Raw genomic sequence first — 16,315 nt, 5'->3', positions numbered from 1 at the left:
GGAGGGCTGGGTTTGACTCTCCCCTAACGGGATATCACAGAGTAAATTTATGGAATCTCGCATGGCAATCGGCGACTTCTCCCGGGCGACGCATCTGAGCGTGAAGGCATTGCGCCACTATCACGACGTGGATCTGCTCATGCCCCTAGACGTGGATCGGCAGACCGGATATCGTTTCTACGGCGTCGATCAGATCAAAGACGCACAGGTTATTCGGCATCTACGAAAGCTTGAGATGCCCGTCGATCAAGTCAAGGCGGTCCTGCGGGCCGGGGATCAGCCCGAGCGCAACGAGATTATCCTCGCACACCTTAAGCGTATGGAAGCTCAGCTTGAAAGCACGCGGCAAACCGTTTCGCTTCTCCGCGCAATGCTCGACGAAGCTGCTCCAGGCAAGATAGAACACCGCTTCCTCCCGCTCACCCTCGCCGCAGCCGTCACCGAAATCGTACGGTTGGACGCGATCGACGGCTGGTGGTCCGAGGCCTTCGCAGAGATCTATCGTGTGCTACGCGCAAGAGGACAGGAACCCGCCGGCCCGGGCGGAGGTCTTTATGCGACCGAACTGTTTACCGACGAGATCGGAGAGAGCACGATCTATGTACCAATTTCGAAACGGATCGAGCAGTGCGGCCGAGTTCGAGCGATCGAGGTTCCGGCAGCGGAACTCGCCGTTGCGGTACATCGCGGGGCGCTCGCCGGTGCCGGACCTTCGTACGCGGCCCTCGGCAGGCACGTCGCCGAGAATGCTTTGGGCGCGGACGGCCCGATTCGCGAACGCTACGTCGAAGTGTTTGGAAGCTCCACGAGCGACACGGTGCTCACGGAAATCTGCTGGCCGATCTCCAAAGCAAAGCGGGTTTTGCGCTAGCGTTCGCCGCGTTTCCGATGGCCTCGGCGGCCGAACTAGAAGCCCCCGTCTCACGGAACTCGACGGTGTGTAGCCGCTCCCGGGGGTTGACTCTCCCGTAACGGGATGCTGGAGAATCAGCATATCGAACTTCCAGTCAAGGATAACGTGGAGGCAAACAGTGCTGGAGAAGGACAGGCAAGCCATCGTTTCCATCGTCAAAGAAATGGCAGAATCCATGAGCGGTGCGCAAAGCACTCGACATTGGGCGTCAGACGCGCTCTGGTTCGACATTCCACCTTTCGCCTCGAAGGGCGTTGGACCGGCAAGAGCGATGTTCGACCGCGTATTTGCGGGCTTCGAGTCCTGTCACGTCGATATCCTCGACACCATTGTGACGCTAAACGGCGATATGGGCGTCGTGTGCACGGTGCAAAGGGTGAACATCGTCCTCAAAAACGGCACTGCCAAGCAAGTAATTGCGCGCGAAACGGACTGCTTCGAAAGGCGTGAAGGCGAGTGGCAGCTCGTTCATCAGCATGCCTCCGTCCCATCGGGCGGAGACTGGGATGGAACGATAACCGTGGCCTAAAGCGCTACAGAAACGTACCGCAGCGGCGTAAGTCGCGGCGAGAATGATCGCGTCGTAATTTTACGAAGCACGCGAAAATGAGCTCGCCCATCACTGTTTTTACCGCGAAGAAAATCGTAACGATGAACCCGGCGCAGCGCGAGGCTGCGGCGGTCGCCGTGCGCGACGGCTCCATCTTGGCGGTCGGATCACTGAACGACCTGCAGCCCTGGTTAGAAGGGCAGCGATACGATCTCGTGCGCGATTTCGAAGGGAAGGTGATGCTCCCGGGGTTGATCGATCCGCATCTTCATCCGTTCATGGCGGCGGCGATGATCATGACCGATATGATAACCGCGTTCGAATGGCGGCTTCCGTGGGTCACGATCAAACCGGTTCGCGGAAACGTAGCCTACATCGGCGAGCTTCATCGCATCGAGCAGGCAAAAAGCGACCCTGCCGAACCGCTCGTGAGCTGGGGGTACCATCCATTTTGGCACGGCGCCGTCGCCCGTGCCGATCTCGACGCCGTCTCCGAGTCGCGGCCGATCGTCGTGTGGCACCGCTCCGCACACGAGATGTTCTTCAATACGGCCGCACTTCGACACTGGGACCTTACCGAAGAGGAGGCGCGCTCCCACTCATGTGTCGACTATGCCACGGGGCACTATTGGGAATCCGGCATGGTTGAACTCGCCGCGGCAAAGCTTCCGCCGTACATGTTCGATCGGACGCGCTTTCTCGCCGGAATGGCCCGCGCGCGCGACGTCGTTCGCTTCGGTGGGATTACGACGATTGCCGAGATGTCGTTCGGCATCACCGACCCCGATCTCGAATGGCTGGGACCCCAAGCGGTGCTCGATCGCGACGACGTCCCGTTCAGAACGTTTTTCGTCGCCGACGCAAAGACGCCGACGATGAAGCTCGGCGCGGAGCAAGCTCTCGCGTGGGTCGATGGGCTGCCGCAGCGCAACACTCGCCGCTTGCGTTTTGGACGCCATATCAAGCTTTTCGCAGACGGCGCGTTCTATTCGCAGGGGATGAGAATCGGCTGCGCCGGCTACATCGACGGTCATCAGGGTGAGTGGATGACTCCCCTCCCGCTCTTCGAGCAGCTCGCGAGGACGTTTTGGCACGCCGGGTACCAGATTCACGTACATACCAACGGCGATGAGGGCCTGGCGATGGTTCTAAGCACGCTGCAACTGCTTCAGGATTCAAAACCTCGCGTGGACCATCGGTTTACGATCGAGCATTTTGGCTACGGCACCGATGACCAGGTTGTCAAGCTGGCGCGTTTGGGCGCGATCGTCTCGGCGAATCCATACTACATGTACGAGCTGGGTGACGAGTACCTCAACCGGAGCCTAGGGTGCGACCGGACCTCGCAGATGGTGCGGATCGGCAGCGTTGCCCGCGCCGGCGTTCCGCTCGCGTTGCACTCGGATTTCGCGATGGCGCCTGCCCAGCCGCTGCGCCTTGCGCAGATCGCGATCACTCGCCGCACCGCCGGCGGCGCGGAGCTGGCTGAAAACGAGCGACTGACGCTTGACCAAGCGCTTCGCGCGATAACTATAGACGCGGCCTTCGTACTCGGGCTCGAGGACGAAATCGGCAGCATAGCGTCGGGAAAGCGCGCCGACTTTACCGTCCTCGACGCGGATCCCTACAGCATAGATGTGGACTCTCTTGCCGACATCCCGATTACCGGCACGATATTCGAAGGGGAATTCTTTGCGCACCAATTCGCAAGCGCCGCATCAGGCTCGAATGCGTGATACGAAGAGGACGCCTACGGTCGCCGACAGCCAGCGTCGCACCCGGTTCCAGAAAGCGCCGTCGTACGGATGCCCAAAGCTGGCCCAAGCGTAAAACGCTTGCACGGGTCGGGGCGCCGCCGCTATCATCCGGACTCCGAACTGGCCGAACCTCTCCGAGTAAACGGCCTGGAGCAAAGAGATGACGACGACGAGCGCAAAGACGATAATGGTGAATGTCTTGGGTTCCACGGTGCCTCCCACGATCAATTACTACGCGAGCACGGGACATTCCTAAGCGCGGGCTTCTGCACCCGAACCCGAAGAAAGGCAGCATGAGGCGTATTCTTGCCGCGCTCGCCCTGATCGCGGTCGTCCCCGGGTGCACGCGCGGTGCCGGGCAGGCCGGCCCTGCGCATGTTCTGCGAATCGCTTACGCGGGTGACCCAAACTCGCTCGTTCCGTTCGTAGCGATCGACCAGGAAATTATCGCGCTCGATACGCTGTTCTGCCAGACCCTCGTCGGACTCTCTGCCGATAACCGCGACATCCCGATACTGGTAACGCGGATTCCCTCGCGCCAAAACGGCGACATCTCTGCCGACGGAACGGAAATCACCTACCACCTTCGGTCCGGCGTCCGCTTCGCCGACGGCGTGCCGTTGACGTCGGCCGACGTCGCGTTTACCTATCGCGCGATCTTCGATCCTCGCAATCGCGCAACATCGGTGGAACCCTATCGCCGTATCGTCTCGTTGACGGCGCCCGATCCACAGACCGTCGTGATTCGCTTGCGCGCGCCGTGGAACGCCGCCGTGCGCGTCCTCTTCGCGCAGGCTGACTACGTATACGGCATTCTCCCCAAGCACGCGTTTACCGATACGAAAGTCGTCGGAACGCCATGGGAAAATGAGCCGTTCGGCAGCGGTCCGTTCCGCGTGAAGACGTGGCTGCGCGGCGATCGAATCATCCTCGAGCCAAATCCGTACTTCCGGCCGCACCCGAAGCTCGCGCAGATCGTCCTGCAGATCGTCCCGAACCTCAACTCGAACTTTGTCTCCCTCCAGTCGGGCGCGGTGGATGTCGGGACGCTGACGCCCGACAACGTCGGCGAAGCGGACCGCACGCGTGGCCTCCGTGTGGCGAAGATCCCGGAGAACGCTACCGCTTTGCTCTACCTTCAAACGCAGGCCGGCCCGACTCGCGACCGGCGCGTTCGCCGCGCGATCGCGGCAGCGCTGGACTACCGCGCGCTTGCCGGCGCCTGGCGAAACGTCTACCCGGCCGCGACCTCGTTCTTTCCGCCGCCGATCGTCCAGTGGGAGGCCACACCGATCCCCGCTTACGCTCACGATCCCGCCGCGGCCGCCCGCGAGCTTGACGCGGCCGGCTGGCGGCTCGAACACGGCGTACGCTATAAGGACGGCAGGCCGTTCACCGGTCTGCTCGGGGTCAACTCGGAGAATCCGATCAACGTTCGCATCGCGACGCTTGTCCAAACCCAGCTCGCCGCGGCGGGCATGCAGCTAACGCTTAAGTCGAATCCCTCGCGGATCTGGTTTAGCCCTGAAGGGCTTCTGCGCAACGGAAAGGCGGCGATCGCCGGCGAGGTCTGGGTCGGCGGCAGCGACCCGGAAGAGTCGCTGAACCTGCGCTGCGTCCAGGCGGTGCCGGGCGACGATAACCACTCGTTCTACTGCTCGAAGCGCTTCGAGGCGCTCTTCAGCGACCAGTCCAGCACGCCGAGCCGGGATCAGCGGGAGCGCGACTTCAATGCCATCGCCCGCCTGATCCACCAAGACGTCCCGGTCATACCCCTTTACTATGAAGACCGCCTGATCGGGCTGCGCACGCGCGTCAGCGGCTACCGGCTCAACATGCTCTGGATTCCCGTCGACCCCGCAGATTGGGACGTGCGGTAGGCGGGACGATAACCCGTCAACGGACCGGTACGTTTTGGTACGCCGGGCCCGCTACCATGGGTCCATGACAGTCGTATCGAGCATTACCGCCTCCACGGACCGCGTCCGGGTATTGATCGTCGACGAGGAGCTCCTCTTCGGACGGGCACTCGCCTACGTACTAGCCGACGACCCCCACATCAGCGTTGTGGGCGTCGTTCCGGGCCGCCACGCGGTCCTCGCCCCCGCCGTAGACGTCGTCGTCATCGACATCGACACCGACGACGTAGGCGATATCGTCAACAGCTTCAAAAAAGACTCCGCCACGACGAAGATCTGCGCGCTTTCCGCACACACTCAAGGCGAGCTCATGCAGCACTGCCTCGCGATCGGGGTCGACGCCTATATCGTCAAGGATTCGTCGCTGCAGGAACTCCGCGCCGCAATCAAAGCCCTCGGTGCGGGATCGAGCTACGTCGATCCGCGCGTGGCCGCGTCGCTGCTGCGCCGGCGCGCGCCGTCGGGAGATCGCGGCAAACACGAGCTTTCGCCACGCGAGATCGAAGTCGTCCGTCTGCTGGCCAAGGGCCTCTCGAATCGCGAGATCGGCCGGCAGTTGGTCTTAGCCGAAAAAACGATCAAGAACCACGTCAGCAACGTCTTCGCAAAGCTGCACTGCTCGACGCGTTCGCAAGCCGCGGTGTACGCCGTTCGCAACGGTTTGGCCGGAAGTCCGCAGGCGTAGCCGCGCTACTCCAGCTGCGACTCCCAGTCCGCGGGAACTCTGCCCCGCGGGCCGGGGGTCGGCTGATCTTTCGGGTGCGAATGCGGGGGCGCCAAGTGCGGCCCGGACATAAACTCCTCGCTTGGATAATTGTAGAACCACGCTTCGCCCGGTTCGAAGCTGGCGATGACCGGGTGGCCGGTCGAACGGAAGTGTCCGGTGGCGTGCTTGCCCAACGATTGATCGCAGCAGCCGATGTGCCCGCACTGCGCGCAGCGGCGCAAGTGAAACCACCAGCTATCCTCCGCGAGGCACTCGACGCAGCCGGTGCCGGAGGGCGGAACGCTCGGATCGATGCCTTCTATCTTTTCGCTCACGGGCTTCTAGTTCGCTGGCGGCACGCAATCCGCTTCCGTGCGCTTTCGTACGCCTGCGGCGCTAGGATGGAGTCATGAAGATCTCGGCCGCACTCTCATTGGCGATCGTTTGCGCCTTTGGCTGCCTCCAGCCGGCGGCCGCGCACGGCGACGGCAGCCTGTTGCCGGCGCTGCAGGCGCGCTACAAGATTCTGCAAGCCGCCGTGAGCGCCGGCGACGCCGGGTCGCTCTCGACGATCCTTGCGCCGCATTTCGTCGGGATCGACGTTGCGGGCGAAACCGACGGCACGAAGGCGTTGCTCGGCGGCCTCGAGCTGGACCAGTCCGGGCCCGCTACCCTCGCGATGACGATCTCCTCGCCCAAAGAGCGCGGCGATTCGCTGACGGTTCGCCGGCAGCTCGAGATCAAGGCGCGCAATCCAGGCGTCTTCGAAGACGCGCGCAGCCTCGAGTTTATCGCGTATTCCATCGACACGTGGGTCAAAGTCGACGGAATCTGGCTGCTTGCGAAATCGACGGCCCAGCAGCTCGCCTACTACGTCGACGGCGAGCAGATCGCGCGCGACGTGCGCGCACAGTGACGTTCCGGGAGTAATCTCAAGGAGAATGAGATGCGTACTCTATTCCTGGCGGCAGCAATGTTGTTCGTGATGACCGGCTGTTCGAGTCAAGCCTCGAGCGATTCAAAGCATCCGGCCGCCGTAGTACCGGATTACCCCGGTGCGGCAACCGACTCGAGCGGCGTTCTCTTGACCGGCGACTCGTTCGATCGGGTCTACCGCTGGTATCGGAGGAACTTGCCCCTGGGCTCCGAGCGATCGCACACGAGCACGCCGATTCAATCGGCGGTCTTCGTAACCGGTACGCAAAGCTCGGGTGAGAAATCCATCACCCTCACACTGGAAGGCGATAAGACGATGATTATCGTCTCGACGTTCAATTCGTAGCGACCAGCGTTGCGCGCGGCTACTCTTTCTGCGGTTTTGGGAGATAGCGCAGGTCGTCGGGCCGATAGCGCTGCTCGATCGTCTCTCCGTCGGGTTTTTTATGCCGGACGACGACCGAACGGGTGTCGACCTCGATCACTTCGCCTTCCATCCCCAGATTTTCGATGAACACGCGGTCTCCGAAGCGTAATTCAGCCATTCGCGGCTAGTTCAGCCGCTTTCTATGGCTTCCTGGCCGAGCTGACGTGATAAAACGACCCGCCCTTACGTTAGGGTGAGGGGCCTGGTCCAATTTCGGCGGCTCCATCGCAAAGCACGAGCTTTGTTTACGAAAGGGAGCAAGTTAGGAATGCGGATCTCAAGCCAGTACAAATGGAGTCTCGGCCTTCTCGCCGGCGTCTCGCTCTTGACCGCGTGCGCGGGATCGCCGACGGCGGGCGGTATGGGTGCGACGGGAGCCTCCAATCCGCTGCTTCCGCAGGCGGCCGAACGCAGCGGCCGGCGCCCAATCGACTTGGGCAGCGTCGCAATATCGCACGTCGTCATTATCATTCAAGAGAACCGGAGCGTCGACGATCTCTTCAACGCCTTGCCCGGCGCCGACACCGCACACGCGGGCCGCAACGCCGCGAACCAAAGCGTCCCGCTCGCGCCCGAGCTGCTCACGGCGCCGTAGGATCTGAGCCACCGGCATACGGCCTGGAAGGTCGACTATGCCAACGGCAGCATGAACGGATTCAGCCGAGGGTCTTCAGAGTGCGATCGTCATTCAACCTGCCCGCGTCCCGACGTGCGTGCGTATGCCTACGTGCCGCAGGACGAGGTGCAGCCCTACTATACGATGGCGCAGGCCTACACGTTCGCCGATAGGATGTTCGAGACGAATCAGGGACCGAGTTTCCCGGCGCATCAGTACCTGATCAGCGGCACCTCCGCGATTGCCGACGGATCCGATCTCCGCGCCTCCGAGAATCCGCGGGCGAAAGGCGGCAAAGCCGCCGGCGGCTGCGACTCGCCGGCCGGCTCGACGGTTGCGGTGATCGATCCCAGCGGATCTGAAAACCAAAGCGTCTATCCGTGCTTCGCGCGCACGGCGCTGATGAACGAACTCGATACGGCCGGCCTCACGTGGCATTACTATCAGCAGAACCCCGGCCCAGGTCTGTGGAACGCGGTCGACGCGATCCATTCGATCTGGAACACACCCGACTATACCAACGTCATCCATCCGTCGGCGCAGGTATTGACTGACATCAACGAGGGACATCTCGCAAACGTTACTTGGATCACGCCGAGCGGCAAGTCATCGGATCACGCCGGCAAGACCAACGGAAGCGGTCCGTCGTGGGTCGCGTCCATCGTCAATGCGATCGGCTCCTCTCCGGACTGGAGGTCGACCGTCATCTTTGTAGTCTGGGATGACTGGGGCGGCTGGTACGATCACGTGAAGCCTCCACTCTACAATTCCTACGAACTCGGTTTTCGCGTTCCGCTGCTCGTGATCTCACCGTACGCGAAGGCGGGTTATATCTCGCACACGCAGCACGAATTCGGCAGCATCCTCCACTTCACCGAAGAGAACTTCGGCTTGCCGTCGATGGGAACGACCGATGCGCGCGCCGACGATCTCTCCGACTGTTTTAACTTCGCGCAAGCGCCCAAGCGGTTTGTGACGATCCCGGCCCCATTGCACGCCCAGTACTTCCGCAACGACCACGACTCCCCAAACGACGTGCCGGACACCGACGAGTAGCCGCTTTACCTGCTACCGCCAGCGATGGCGGCAGGCGCTAATGCCTGCCGCGATTCCATCGGCAACCGCTTTCGAGCTATTCGGCGTCTCGGTTTTTGTTTCGAAACCGCTGTCATCCCACGCGTACCACCCGATGTAGGCTGCACCGAACGCGCAGAAGGCGTTGGCCTGGTCGCGCATCTCCGCGCGCGTGAGCCCGGGCTGATAGTAGCGCTTCTCGTACGATCCGCCCCACGCCTGACCGATGCCGTACAGCGGCGTCTTCGCACTCTTCCAACCGTACTTCGTGAGGCTTCGCTGCATCGCCGGAAGTAACGCCTTCATGCTCCAGTCCAACCGCTTACCCAACGACGGATGCCGCCGGCCGAACGGCGAGTAGTTGTACCAGCCGACCACGTCGCAGCCGCCGTCGGAGTAGTTTGCGGCCGTACCCGGATCCCAGTCGACGCGCCCCGGCCGCGCGATGCCAGCGCCGAAGCCGCAGATCGCCGCGCGCCCGGGCGTTTTGACGACGATCAGCGCGTGAATCTTCCGCAACAGCTCGCGTCCGCTGCCTGGATCCCAACCCGGCCAGTCGTCGAGCACCCAGTAACCGGTGACGTAGTCGCGTCGCGCATCGGTGGCGAGCAGTGCGCCGGCGTCGCGCAGGACGACGGCCTCGTCTTTGATGCGCGGGTTCTCGTCGGTGCGGCAGTAGTCGTTGTACGCGTAGCTGCCCGGCGGGGGCTTGACGGTATGCGTTCGGTGGCACTCCCAATAGAACAGCAGCGACGAAATTGCGCCGTCGACCACATCGATCGAATGCGCCCGCAGCGCCGTCTCGAGCGCGCTGTGCCGCGATGGCGCGCCGCCGTAGAGGATCGTGGTGTTCACGCCTTCGCCGGCGGCCGTTGCCGCGCGTTTGGGGGTGTCTACGCTGAAGCCGATGATTGCGTGCGTGCGCAGACCCGGGTTCACCCTCTGCGCCTGCGGGACGAAAGTCGCGAGAGGGGCAACGCTCGGTGCCGCCGTGCAGCCGGCGAGTGCGAGGGTTAGCGCCGCCGCGCCACGCATCGCCTATTGCTTCGCGTGCGGTGCGACGATCGAAGCGAGCATATCTGGCGTTCCCGCGATTCGCTCGAGGTGGGGATACCGGATACCGTTGTGATAATCGAGCGAGAGCGTCTGGAACCAGCCGTTCTGCGAAGTGATCAGCGTGATCGCCGCCGTTTGGTTCTGCGTTTTTTTGAGGACGTACGAGAGCACCTCAGGTGAGAACGCTTGATTGTTGACGGCGAGCACGCGCATCCCGGGTGCGAGCCCGGAGCGCCAAGCCGGCGATCCTTCGCGGACGTCGCTGACGACTCCGGTCGCACTCAGATCCGCGCCGTAGGAATACCAGCCTTCGATTTCGTGGCTGTCGGCGCTCTCCGCTGTCAGGAAGTCGTTCGGTTTTGAGGTGTAGACCATCTTCCAGCCGGCGCGCGCGAGCTCGTCCGTGGGCGGGTGCGTCGTCGGATGGTAGACGTATTTTTCGAAGTAGCCGTGCCAATCGTACGGCTCGACTTGCTCCAGGAGAGCCTCGACCTGCGCGCGCGTGTACGTCTTTACGATCGGACCCGTTACCGCCGGGGCGGTGAAGAGATGCAGGAACGTGTCGAGCGAATGTGCTCCATGCGAGCGCTCGCGAATGATCGTATCGACGTCGAGCCAAACCAGCTCGCCCTCGGTATAAAAGTCGCCGGCGTGGCGACGAATTGCGCCGTACTGGCCGCGCGCGAGATAGAAGTACGGTGCGCCGGTCGTCAGGTCGATCAGCGGCGTAGTCGTTCTGCCGGTCTCGTAGTCCATCTCGGAATACACGGTCGCGAGATACTCCGGATAGAGCTTCGGCTCACGAATCCCGCTGCGAAATGAGAGAAGATCCCCGAGGTACTGGTTCATGCCTTCGTACACCCAAAGGAGATCGGTGCGCATCGGCACCTGAAAGTTGGGCGTCGTCAGGTCGTCCGGACGGCGGTACTTTCCGTTCCACGAATGGGAGAACTCGTGGGTGATCAAATCGCCGCCCGAAAGCGATTCGTCGCGGCTGGTCAAGAAATCGGCGGGCGCCCGATCGTCGCTCGACTGATGGTGTTCGATGCCCTGAAAGCCGATCTGGTCGCTCAGCGTCAGCAGCGCGTGGTAGTCGTCGAAGTGGCGCGATCCGTACATCGCGAAGGCTTCGGCAGGTACGCGCTGGTAGGCGTGCAGCAGGCGCGAGCTGATGTCGAGATCTTGCGGATGATCCGCGAACGCATCCATCTGCACGAACGCGCTGCCTTCACGCCACAAGTCCCACTTTTCGACGAATCGTCCCATATCGAGGGGCGAATCGACGAGCATGTTGAGCGGCGTCAGCGCGAAGTCGACGCGATTGCCGCTCTGCGATGCGCCGCGCAGCGCGGTTCCATACTCCCACCCCGGCGGCAGAATGATCGATGGCTTAATGAAATATTGATGAGAGTTGACGCCCTCTTGGTAGAGCAAGGAGCGATTCCAATTCACAATGGCAAGCGAATGCGTCGACATGTAATCACCCGGCGCGTTCATCAGGACGTCGAAGGCGACGTCGATCTCACGGACGCCCGCCGGAACGTCGACGTGGAAGGCGTACAGATCGACCGAGTCGCGGCGCCAGTCCAGCAGTGTCCCGCCGGCGGAGATCCGGAGCGCCGCCAGATCGTTCAGCGGGCCCGTCGGACCGTGCTCGCCGGGGATCCACTTCGGATAGACCACGGTAAACGGCCCCGGTGCGGCCGGGAGGCGCTCGCGGGTCTCCAAGAAGCCGTCTGAGGCTCGGGAGGCGTCGAGCACGAGCGTAGCGGGGTTCTGCTCGGTAGCATGGGACGGCTTCGCGACGAAGTCGGCGGCCGAGGCGGCCCCTGGCGCAAGGATGGCAAGTGCGAGAATAAGGAAGACGCGTGGTCGCAACATACGAACTCCGGTTCGCATGGCCGGTGAGAGGCCCTTCCTGCGATTTGGCGGCGGCGCGGCAGGTCCACTTGCCGCAGACCACCAAAAGGCTATCGCTTTCTGTAACTCCCTTTCCTTATTCGAACGGAGGTCGCTCTCCACGTGAAGATCGTGGTGACGGTTAAGCTTGTTCCGAACCCGAACGCCGAAAAGCGCATCGATCCGCAAAACAAACGGCTCGTTCGCACGGGCGTGGAAACCGTCCTCAATCCCTACGACGAGTACGCGCTCGAAGCCGCGCTGCAGCTCAAAGAACGCATCGGCGGCGACACGACGGTGACGATTTTTTCTATGGCTCCCGACTCGCTCAAAGAGGGACTCCGCCGCGCGTTGGCGATGGGCGCCGACGACGCCGTCGTTCTCAGCGACGCGGGCCTCGAAGGAAGCGACGTTTGGGCCACCGCCGCGGCGATGGCCGCCGCGCTTCGAACGCTGCCGTTCGACCTGCTCATCGTCGGCGGCTTGACCGACGACAGCAGTACGGGCGCGGTGCCCGGCGCGCTCGCCGAGCACCTCGGGCTGCCGTGCATTACCAACGCCCGCAAGATCGAGATCGCAGCAGGCGCGATCGAAGTCGAGCGCGAGACCGACACCGGCTATCAGACGGTCCGCGGGCCGCTGCCGGCGCTCATGACCACGGCGCTGACGTTCGCCGAGCCGCGCTACGCATCGCTCAAGGGCATCATGGGCGCCAAGAAAAAGACGATCGCCACGAAGACGCTGCAGGATCTGTCGCTCGACGTCCCGGTCGGCGAGGCCGGCTCGAAAACCGAGTTGCGAAGCTTTGCGCCGCCGCCGGCGCGCGGCAAGGGCAAAACGATCGAAGCCGCCGACGGGGCCGCCGGCGCTCGCGCGATCTTCGATTTCCTCGCCGAAAAGAGGCTCGTGTAAAGCGTGAAAAACGTCATCGTTTACGCGGAGAACCGGCGCGGGCAGAGCCGAAAGGTTACTTTCGAGCTCGCGAGCGAAGCCGCAAAGATCGCCGCCGCGATGGGCGGCGTGGCGCATGCGGTCGTCCTCGGTCCGGAGTCCGCGCGTTTGGCCGAGCAGTTGAAGAGCTATCCGCTCGAAAGCATTCTTCTCAGCGAAGATCCCGACGTCGAGAGCTTTCTGCTCGATCCGATCGTCGATTATCTGACGGCCGCCGCGCAGCGCATCGGGCCATCGCTGATTTTGATTCCCAACACGCTCTCCGGGCGCGACGTCGCAGGCCGGCTAATGGTGCGGTTGGCGGCCGGGATGGTGGCCGACGTCGTCGACTTACAGCTCGACGGCGATGCGGTCGTCTGCACCTCGCCGAAGCTCGGCGGTGCGCTCGTGACGCGGTGTGCGCTGCGGCCTGGAGAGTACGGCGTGGTGACGATTCGGCCCAACGCCTTCGCGGTGCAGACGTCCGGCGACGGCGCGCGGATCGAACCGCTCGAGCGGCCGGCAAAGAGCTACGCAGCCAAGATCGAGACCGATGTCGAGGAAGGCTCGAGCGAGCTCGCGCTCGAGGAAGCTCCGGTCGTCATTGCCGGCGGCCGCGGACTTGGTGGTCCGGAACCGTTCGATACCTTGCTCAAGCCGTTGGCGCAGGCGCTCGGCGGCGCGGTCGGTGCCTCCCGCGCCGCAGCCGATGCGGGCTGGGTGCCGTATAATCTACAGATCGGACAGACTGGAAAAACGGTGACCCCTGCACTCTATATTGCCGTCGGCATCTCCGGCGCGATCCAGCACAAGGTCGGCATGCGCGCCTCCGGCACGATCGTTGCCATCAATAAAGACGCTGCTGCGCCGATCGGCGAATTCTCCAATCTCCTGGTAGTAGGGGATGCCTTCCGCATCGTCCCCGAGCTGACAAAACTCATCGAAACCGCTAAAGGACAGCATTCTTGAAACGATACTCACTCATTGCACTGATCGCTCTGGCCTTCGCCGTTGCGATGGCGATAACGGCCCCGTCCGCGCAGGCCAAGAGGTCGAGCGCGACGCCGAGCCCGTCGCCGTCGCCCTCGGCGCTGCCCACTGCGAGTCCGGAGCCGCCCTCGGTCGCGATTCCCCGGCTGGTCGCAAAGCTCAAGGCGAATCCGACCGATCAGCTCGCAATGACGCAGCTTGCCGCCGAATATCTCCAGGTCAGCCGCCCCGACATTACCGTTCAGTATACGCAGCACTTGCTGCAGCTCGGTGACAAATCGGCACAGGTTTTCTACTACGACGGTCTCGCGCAGGTGCAGCTTGGCAACGGGGCCGCGGCGACCTACGATCTCGAACAAGCGGCTAATCTCGATCCGACGAATCTGCAGATTCTTGCCGCGCTCGCCGATATCTATCTGCGGCAAAATCGTGCCTCCGACGCCGAACGCGTGGCAAAACGGGCGGTGACGTTCAACAAGAACGACTCCGGTGCGCTTATGACGCTTGGCAGCGTCTACGCCTCCGAGCAGCACTTCGACGATGCGCGCGCAGAGTTCGAGGCGGCTCTCGCGCTCAGTCCGAAGGATCCGGCGCCGCTCTTCCAGGTCGCGACGACCTACGCTCAGCAAGACAATATTCCGATGGCGCTCCAGACCGTAGCCCGTGCGCTCGCGATCGATCCGCGGAACATTCAGGCGCTCGTCTTCAAGGCCGATCTCTACGCGCGCCAGCACGACGATGCCCACACGAGCGAAGCCTACGACGATGCGGTCGTAGCCGCCCCGACCGACGACGAAAAAGTCGCGATCCTAGTTCGTAAGGCGAGCTATTTCATCACGGAGAAGAAAGATTCGCAAGGCGTCGCGATCTTCCAGCAGGTTACCCAGCAGTTCCCGAAGGTCCCCGCCGGCTTCTCGGCATTCGGCGACTACTACGCCTCAGTGCGCCAGTATCCGCAAGCGATGGCGCAGTGGCAGGCGGCGCTGGCCATCGATCCCAACACCTCCGGCGCGCTGCTCGGAATGGGTGAGATCTCGCTGCTCGGCGGCAAGGTCGGCGATAGCGTCTCGTATCTGAAGAAGTACACGCAGATCTCGCCGGACGCGCAGGGTTTTGCGCTGCTGGGCCAAGCGTACTCGCGCCTTCACGACTACACGAGCGCCCGCGATGCCTGCGGCAAGAGCTTCGAGATCCAGCGCTCGCCGGCGACGCTGGGCTGCGTTGCCGGCGCCGACTTCGAGCTGAAGAACTACAAGGAGGCGGCCCAGATCTTCGACGCGATGGATAAGGCCTCGAAGAACTACCTCGATGGGGATCCGCAGATGCTCTTCATCGCCGCGAAGTCGTACGCAGCGGCGAATCAATGCTCGAAGGCTACAGCTGCATATAAACGGCTGCTCGCCATACCGGGGCTGAAGAAGGACACGAAGGCGTATAAGCAAGTGCACGAAGCCGCCGCCGATCCGTGCAAGCCGGTTAAGCACTCGGGCTGAAGTTCGTCGTCGATCCCCTCTGTGGGGATCACCTCCGCCAGGCCGTCCACCCGGAACGCCCCGAGCGAGTTGAGGCCGTGCAGGCGCGCTTGCGCGCCGACGGCCTTCTCGCGCAGACGCGCAACGCGCGCGACGCGAGCGACGAGGAGCTGCAGCGCGTGCATGCGCCAGGATATCTCGAGCTCCTCCGCCGTGAAACGGAGCAGCTCGTCGGTGCCCGCTATCTCTCCACCGGCGATACCCTGGTCGACGCAACCTCGCTGCGCGCGGCGCGCCGCGCCGCCGGCGGCGCGATCGTTGCGGTGCAGGCGAGTGTCGCGCTCGGCGAGGCGGTCTTCGCGCTCGTTCGCCCGCCGGGCCACCACGCCGAGCCGGCGCGCGGCATGGGCTTCTGCCTCTTCAACAACGTCGTCGTCGCGGCGCGCGCCTATCAGGCGCAGCACGGCGGCGAGCCTCGCGTGCTGATCGCCGATTTCGATTATCACCACGGCAACGGCACGGAGGCCGAGGCGGGGGCGGGCCTTTCCTATATCTCGACCCACGCGTTCCCGGCCTATCCGGGCACCGGCTCGCAGAGCTACGCTCGCGGCGGCGACCTGATCGTGAACGTCCCGCTGCCCGCGGGCGGCGTTTCCACCGAGACGTTCGTCGCCGTCTGGCAGCACGCGCTGCCGCACCTCGCGCGCCTCGTTCGTCCGGATCTGCTGATCGTCAGCGCGGGCTTCGACTACGTGGCCGGCGATTGCGTTGGCGATCTCGGCGTCGGCGTCGAGGCGGCCACGCCGATCGCTGCGGTCATCCGCGACGTCGCCCGCGAATACTGTAACGGCGCCGTCACCTACGTGTTGGAAGGCGGCTACAGCATCGACGCGCTGACCGAGTCGATCGCCGCGATCGCATCGATTTGCGACGGCGCCCAGCCGCGGAGCGGCGCCGCCGACGCGAAATCAATACCTTTCAACCTCCTTCGACCGCTCGACAACTTTCTCGGCTCCCAGGAAACCTTCAGAAAACTTGAGAATTAAGGTCCCTTAAACAGGGGAGCGCCC

At 63.2% G+C, this 16,315-nt stretch carries 17 protein-coding genes; 13 read left to right on the top strand and 4 right to left on the bottom strand.

All coding sequences use genetic code 11. The annotated features are described in order from the left end of the window. Positions 1-49 precede the first annotated feature (49 nt). The 5 genes from VGG51_11065 to VGG51_11045 all read left to right on the top strand — a co-directional run bounded on the left by VGG51_11065 (position 50) and on the right by VGG51_11045 (position 5,824). Positions 50-871 carry a MerR family transcriptional regulator gene (locus tag VGG51_11065; GenBank protein HEY1883568.1) on the top strand — a complete coding sequence of 274 codons (822 nt, stop codon included), beginning with the start codon at positions 50-52 and terminating at the stop codon, positions 869-871. Between the two features lie 160 nt (positions 872-1,031). Further along, positions 1,032-1,442 carry a nuclear transport factor 2 family protein gene (locus VGG51_11060; GenBank protein ID HEY1883567.1) on the top strand — a complete coding sequence of 137 codons (411 nt, stop codon included), beginning with the start codon at positions 1,032-1,034 and terminating at the stop codon, positions 1,440-1,442. A 77-nt stretch (positions 1,443-1,519) separates the two neighbouring features. Beyond that, positions 1,520-3,199, top strand: a complete 1,680-nt coding sequence (locus VGG51_11055; protein HEY1883566.1) for an amidohydrolase — start codon at positions 1,520-1,522, stop codon at positions 3,197-3,199. Between the two features lie 314 nt (positions 3,200-3,513). Next, complete coding sequence (locus VGG51_11050; GenBank protein HEY1883565.1) at positions 3,514-5,100, top strand: ABC transporter substrate-binding protein; 1,587 nt, start codon at positions 3,514-3,516, stop codon at positions 5,098-5,100. Between the two features lie 64 nt (positions 5,101-5,164). Continuing rightward, positions 5,165-5,824: a response regulator transcription factor gene (locus VGG51_11045; GenBank protein ID HEY1883564.1), complete on the top strand. Its 660-nt coding sequence runs from the start codon at positions 5,165-5,167 to the stop codon at positions 5,822-5,824. A 5-nt stretch (positions 5,825-5,829) separates the two neighbouring features. Here the strand turns inward: VGG51_11045 and VGG51_11040 are convergent, their stop codons facing one another. After that, positions 5,830-6,180, bottom strand: a complete 351-nt coding sequence (locus VGG51_11040) for a UBP-type zinc finger domain-containing protein (protein ID HEY1883563.1) — start codon at positions 6,178-6,180, stop codon at positions 5,830-5,832. Between the two features lie 74 nt (positions 6,181-6,254). Between VGG51_11040 and VGG51_11035 the strand changes: the two genes are divergently transcribed. Beyond that, positions 6,255-6,761, top strand: a complete 507-nt coding sequence (locus tag VGG51_11035; protein ID HEY1883562.1) for a nuclear transport factor 2 family protein — start codon at positions 6,255-6,257, stop codon at positions 6,759-6,761. Positions 6,762-6,791: 30 nt separating this feature from the next. Further along, positions 6,792-7,127, top strand: a complete 336-nt coding sequence (locus VGG51_11030) for a hypothetical protein (GenBank protein HEY1883561.1) — start codon at positions 6,792-6,794, stop codon at positions 7,125-7,127. A 19-nt stretch (positions 7,128-7,146) separates the two neighbouring features. On the opposite strand, the gene VGG51_11025 is transcribed toward VGG51_11030, so the two are convergent. After that, the gene (locus VGG51_11025; protein ID HEY1883560.1) at positions 7,147-7,326 is read right to left on the bottom strand and encodes a hypothetical protein; all 180 of its coding nucleotides are present in this window, start codon (positions 7,324-7,326) and stop codon (positions 7,147-7,149) included. Between the two features lie 150 nt (positions 7,327-7,476). Here VGG51_11025 and VGG51_11020 point away from each other — a divergent pair, with 150 nt between their 5' ends. Both VGG51_11020 and VGG51_11015 read left to right on the top strand, forming a co-directional pair. After that, positions 7,477-7,803, top strand: a complete 327-nt coding sequence (locus VGG51_11020; GenBank protein HEY1883559.1) for a hypothetical protein — start codon at positions 7,477-7,479, stop codon at positions 7,801-7,803. Between the two features lie 3 nt (positions 7,804-7,806). Further along, the gene (locus tag VGG51_11015; GenBank protein HEY1883558.1) at positions 7,807-8,880 is read left to right on the top strand and encodes an alkaline phosphatase family protein; all 1,074 of its coding nucleotides are present in this window, start codon (positions 7,807-7,809) and stop codon (positions 8,878-8,880) included. Between the two features lie 12 nt (positions 8,881-8,892). Here the strand turns inward: VGG51_11015 and VGG51_11010 are convergent, their stop codons facing one another. Further along, positions 8,893-9,933: a hypothetical protein gene (locus VGG51_11010; GenBank protein ID HEY1883557.1), complete on the bottom strand. Its 1,041-nt coding sequence runs from the start codon at positions 9,931-9,933 to the stop codon at positions 8,893-8,895. Positions 9,934-9,936: 3 nt separating this feature from the next. Continuing rightward, positions 9,937-11,835, bottom strand: a complete 1,899-nt coding sequence (locus VGG51_11005; protein ID HEY1883556.1) for a hypothetical protein — start codon at positions 11,833-11,835, stop codon at positions 9,937-9,939. 153 nt (positions 11,836-11,988) lie between these two features. Here VGG51_11005 and VGG51_11000 point away from each other — a divergent pair, with 153 nt between their 5' ends. The 4 genes from VGG51_11000 to VGG51_10985 are packed head-to-tail and all read left to right on the top strand — an operon-like array spanning position 11,989 to position 16,291. Next, positions 11,989-12,765, top strand: coding sequence for an electron transfer flavoprotein subunit beta/FixA family protein (locus tag VGG51_11000; GenBank protein HEY1883555.1), 777 nt, complete (start codon positions 11,989-11,991; stop codon positions 12,763-12,765). 3 nt (positions 12,766-12,768) lie between these two features. Continuing rightward, on the top strand, positions 12,769-13,752 hold the full coding sequence (locus tag VGG51_10995) for an electron transfer flavoprotein subunit alpha/FixB family protein (protein ID HEY1883554.1): 984 nt from the start codon (positions 12,769-12,771) through the stop codon (positions 13,750-13,752). Continuing rightward, on the top strand, positions 13,749-15,266 hold the full coding sequence (locus VGG51_10990) for a tetratricopeptide repeat protein (GenBank protein ID HEY1883553.1): 1,518 nt from the start codon (positions 13,749-13,751) through the stop codon (positions 15,264-15,266). The genes VGG51_10995 and VGG51_10990 overlap by 4 nt, the downstream gene beginning before the upstream one ends. After that, on the top strand, positions 15,263-16,291 hold the full coding sequence (locus VGG51_10985; protein HEY1883552.1) for a histone deacetylase: 1,029 nt from the start codon (positions 15,263-15,265) through the stop codon (positions 16,289-16,291). The genes VGG51_10990 and VGG51_10985 overlap by 4 nt, the downstream gene beginning before the upstream one ends. Positions 16,292-16,315 lie beyond the last annotated feature (24 nt).

It is taken from the genome of Candidatus Cybelea sp. (assembly GCA_036489315.1).
In the GTDB taxonomy this organism is placed as follows: Bacteria; Vulcanimicrobiota; Vulcanimicrobiia; order Vulcanimicrobiales; family Vulcanimicrobiaceae; genus Cybelea.
This window is presented reverse-complemented; position numbering and strand designations above follow the sequence as displayed.